5 protein-coding genes are annotated in these 4390 nt (G+C 61.0%); all 5 read right to left on the bottom strand.

What is annotated here, in order from left to right:
* Positions 1-582 (bottom strand): SDR family NAD(P)-dependent oxidoreductase (locus tag Q0M35_RS17620; RefSeq protein ID WP_295317564.1); only part of this gene is annotated, 582 nt, incomplete at its 3' end.
* Positions 583-592: 10 nt separating this feature from the next.
* Positions 593-1357 (bottom strand): SDR family oxidoreductase, encoded by a 765-nt coding sequence (locus Q0M35_RS17615; RefSeq protein ID WP_295317563.1) that lies wholly within the window; start codon positions 1355-1357, stop codon positions 593-595.
* Between the two features lie 2 nt (positions 1358-1359).
* A complete protein-coding gene (locus Q0M35_RS17610; RefSeq protein WP_295317562.1) occupies positions 1360-2658 on the bottom strand; it encodes a Xaa-Pro peptidase family protein in 1299 nt (432 codons plus the stop codon).
* 67 nt (positions 2659-2725) lie between these two features.
* Positions 2726-3532 (bottom strand): SDR family oxidoreductase, encoded by an 807-nt coding sequence (locus Q0M35_RS17605; protein ID WP_295317561.1) that lies wholly within the window; start codon positions 3530-3532, stop codon positions 2726-2728.
* A 23-nt stretch (positions 3533-3555) separates the two neighbouring features.
* On the bottom strand, positions 3556-4390 hold an 835-nt coding region (locus Q0M35_RS17600; protein WP_295317560.1), incomplete at its 5' end, for an extracellular solute-binding protein.

Raw genomic sequence — 4390 nt, 5'->3', positions numbered from 1 at the left:
GGTGGAGGCCAGGCGCTCTTTGAGCGAGGGGCTTTCGACAGTCCCCGGACAGATCGCGTTGCAGCGGATACCCTCCTGCACAAAATCGGCGGCTATGGCCTTGGTCATGCCGATGATCGCCGCCTTCGAGGCGCCGTAGGCAAAACGGTTGGGCGCCCCTTTCAGGCTTGAGACAACCGATGCGATGTTGATGACCGACCCGCCGCCTGCCTCGCGCATGCCAGGCAGGACCGCTTTGGTCACATGAAACATCGCCTTTGCGTTCAGATCAAAAGACCGGTCCCAGGCATCGTCATCGCAATCGAGAATCGTGCCGGTATGCACCCATCCCGCGCAATTCACGAGGATCTGAAACGGTCCGGCCTCACCCGTCAGCGCCGCAATCGCGCGCACATCAAGAACGTTCAGGTCATGCGCCGAAATCCCGGCTGTCTGTGCGGCAAGATCGTCAACTGCCGCTCTGTCAATATCGGTGGCGATCACCTTTGCGCCGCGTGCCGCCAGTGCTTCGGCTGACGCGCGTCCGATCCCCTGCCCTGCGGCGGTAACGAGCGCGGTTTTTCCTGAAAGTGTCTGTTCCATATTATCCTCCTCAGCGGGCCAGCCAGCCGCCATCCACCGTCACAACGCTGCCATGACAATAGGCGGCGGCATCCGATGCCAGAAAAACGGCAGCACCTGCGATTTCTGACGGCTCAGCAAACCGCCCCGCAGGGATGCGTTCCAATAATGACTTTGAGCGGTCCGGATCATCTCTGAGCGCCTGGGTGTTATCCGTTGCGGTGTAGCCCGGTGCGATGGCATTGACGTTGACGCCCTTGCCGGCCCACTCGTTGCAGAGGGCGCGCGTCAGCCCGATTGCGGCGTGTTTGCTGGAGGCATAGGCCGGCACCATCAGGCCACCCTGCGCGCCCAGAACCGATGCGACGATCACGATCTTGCCGGAGCCCTGATCCACCATATGACGCCCTGCCGCCTGGCTGAGCAGCCACACCCCGTCGAGGTTGACCGACAGAACGCGCCGCCAGTCCTCGAACGGCATATCAACCGATGGCTCGCGGTGAATGATGCCGGCGTTGTTCACCAGGATATCCAGCCCGCCAAGTGCGTCCCGGGCAAAGCCCACCACCTCTGCGGCAGCCGCCGCATCCATACCGTCAAAGTCAGCTTTCACCGCAGCGGCCTTCACGCCCAGAGCTTCGAGCTTTGCGAGTGTTTCTTCAGGCGCATGGCTCCGGTAGGTCAGCGCCACGTCGGCACCGGCGGCGGCAAGGCCGAGGGCAATACCCTCGCCGATGCCGGTTGCACCACCGGTCACAAGTGCGCAACGCCCGTTCAGATCAAAGGGGCCGGACATGATCAGTACCTGTTGGCAATGGGCAGGTCTTCGGCCGGGAAGAGGCTGATCACCTCGCAACCCGTTTCCGTGACCACGACTTCTTCCTCGATCCGGGCCGCCGAATACCCGTCTGTCGCGGGACAGTAGGTCTCGAGCGCAAAGACCATACCGGTCTGGATCTCCATCGGATGATCCAGGCTGACCGCGCGGCTGATGATCGGCCGCTCGTGCAGCGCAAGACCCAGCCCGTGACCGAACTGCAGGCCAAAGGCCGCATCCTCATTGGGGAACCCGAGGCTTTCCGCCGTAGGCCAGACCTCCGCCACCTTGTCAGTGGAAACACCCGGTTTAATCATCGAGATCGAGGCATCGATCCATTCGCGCGCTTTCACGTAGGCATCGTTCTGCGACGGCGTCGCGCGGCCCACGTTGAAGGTCCGGTAATAGCAGGTCCGGTACCCCTGATAGCTTTGCAGGATATCAAAGAAGGCCTGATCCCCGGGACGGATCAGCCTGTCGGTGAAGTTGTGCGGATGCGGGTTACACCGCTCACCGGAAATGGCGTTGATTGCCTCAACATCGTCCGAGCCCATCTCGTAAAGCATCTTGTTCGACATGGCGACGATATCGTTTTCGCGCACGCCTGGTTTCAGCTCTTCATAGATCATGTGATAGACGCCATCGACCATGGCGGCCGCCTGCGTCAGCAGCTGGATCTCGTCCCAGTTCTTGATCTCACGCGCGGCCAGCATGATCTGCTGGCCGTCGATGACATTGATGCCTTCTTCCTGAAGCGCGTGGAACATGGCGGTTTCGGCGTAATCGACACCCACCGGCATGTCGGCCATCCCTGCATCTTTGATCAGCTGTGCAATCATCTTGGCGTATTTCTTCATCAGCCCGAATTCGGGCGGAATGGTCCCGCGCATGCCGACGACACCTGCAAGACAGTGATCAGGCTCCAGCCAGTCGGAGTAGCGCTTGTGGTGGACGGCCGCCGAGCCGAAGTCCCACACATAAGGAGAGTCGTCCCCTGTCAGCAGACAGAAACGGCACATCTTGTCCCGCTCCCATTCGCCGATCTTAGTGGCGGAGACATAGCGGATGTTGTTCACATCAAAGAGCAGCAGCGTGCCGGCACCAGAGGCCTGCAGAGATTGTCGCGTCCGGGCAAGGCGGTAGCGGCGCAACCGGTCGTGGTCGATCCGGCGTTCGAAATCCACCGACATATGGCCCCAGGCGGGCAGCTTTTCGCGCCACTCCCAGTTTGGTTCCAGATCCTGCGGCGTGAGCATATTCGGCATAAGAGCGCGTGACATGATGTTTTCCTTTCAGGTGCGACGGAGCACACCGGTGATTACATTAAAAGTGTCTGAAGTCGGGGGGTTACTGAATGCACCAGCCGCCATCGATGTGGATCATCTGGCCGGTCATGTAGTCGCTGTCGCCTGACGCGAGGAAAGCCGCGGTGCCGCGCACATCCTCCGGATAAGACACCCGTTTGATCTGCAGCGCATCGCGCACGATATCGTCGTATGCCTGGCCTGCGCGTTCCTTGAAACCGATGTCGACGAGATCTTTGTCGAGCTGCTCCCAGAGCGGCGTGACCACAACGCCGGGCGCATATCCGTTGACGGTGATGTTGTGCTCGCTGAGCGCCAGCGCACCGCAATGGGTCAGTGCGAGGCAGCCGTATTTCGATGTGCAGTAGACGGTCACATCCACCAGCGGCTTGCGCGATGCGATGGAGCCCACGTTGATGATTTTATAAGGGTAATCGCGTTTACCCTGGGCGATCATCTGCTTTGCGGTCTCCTGCATGCCGAGCCACATCGCTTTGGTATTCACGTTCATGATGAGGTCCCAGTTGTCCTCGTCGATGTCCATAAAAAACCGCGGCTTGTTGAGGCCCGCATTGAAAAGCCCGACGTTGATCTCACCAAAGGCATCCACCACGGCGGCCACGGCGGCGGCGTTATCCTCGCGCTTTGTGACATCCATTTTCACGGCAATCGCCTTGCCGTTTCCTGCGTCGTTGATGCGCGCGGCCACAGTCTCGGCCTCGTCAAGATTGAGATCGCCGAGGCAGACATTCGCCCCCTGTGCGGCGAAGTGTTCGGCATTTGCCGCGCCCATGCCGCGTGCGGCGCCGGTGATCAGCACGTTCTTTCCCTTAAGGCGTTCGCTGTCCATTTTCTTTCCTCCCTTTAAAGTCTTCAGTTCGGTTTCAGCTGTGCATCCGCACGCTTCTGTGCGCGGCGCAAAGCGGTCTGCGGGCTGTGAACACCGCGCAGCATGTCGTGAAATTCCTCGCCGCAGATCCGAGCAAGGCCGGTAATTTCAGGCACCGGCGGGCGGGGCCAGAACTGCAGCTCATCGCGCCAGGACATGCCGTCGACCGCCTCGAAAATTGCCGAGGCGCGGCGCACCTCCGGGTCAGCGGCCACAGAATAACGCGGGTTCGTGCGGCTGCCGTTCTGCACGTACAGCTTCTGCGCCTCAGGTGACGTGAAAACCGTGAGAGCCTCGACCGCCGCCGGCAACCGGTCTTCGGAAAGGTTCGCCGGGATGCCCATGACATAGCCTCCGACAGGTGCCACGGTGCTGGCACCGGGTCCTGCGGGGTGCGGCAGATAGCCGGTATTGCCAAAGGCGGGCGATGTCTCGTCGCTTTCAAAGTAAGGGGCAATCAGAGTGTAGCCATAGGCCATGGCGACCGTGCCCGCAGCATAGGGGCGGACCCGCTCATACCAGCTCATCGACAGGATGTCGGGCGGCGAGAAGTTCAGCAGCTCCATCAGGAATTCCGCCGCCTGCAGACCGGCAGGTGTGTCGATGGTCGCGCGATAGCTGTGTTTGTGCAGCTGACTGGTGTCGAACCCGCCCGCTACTCCGGGCAGATCAAGAACCGGCTGTCCGAAATCCGCAAGCGCCATCAGCACCGTATGGCCAAGCGCCGTGCCGCGCGCCGCATTCCACGCGATACCGTAAAACCCCTTGCGCGGATTGTGCAGCGCGCTGGCGGCATCAAGCAGGCCGTCGGTTGTGGTC

This window comes from Roseobacter sp., assembly GCF_024639605.1.
Taxonomy (GTDB): domain Bacteria; phylum Pseudomonadota; class Alphaproteobacteria; order Rhodobacterales; family Rhodobacteraceae; genus Roseobacter.
The sequence above is the reverse complement of the archived record's forward strand: the minus strand, read 5'-3'. Positions and strand labels throughout refer to the sequence as shown.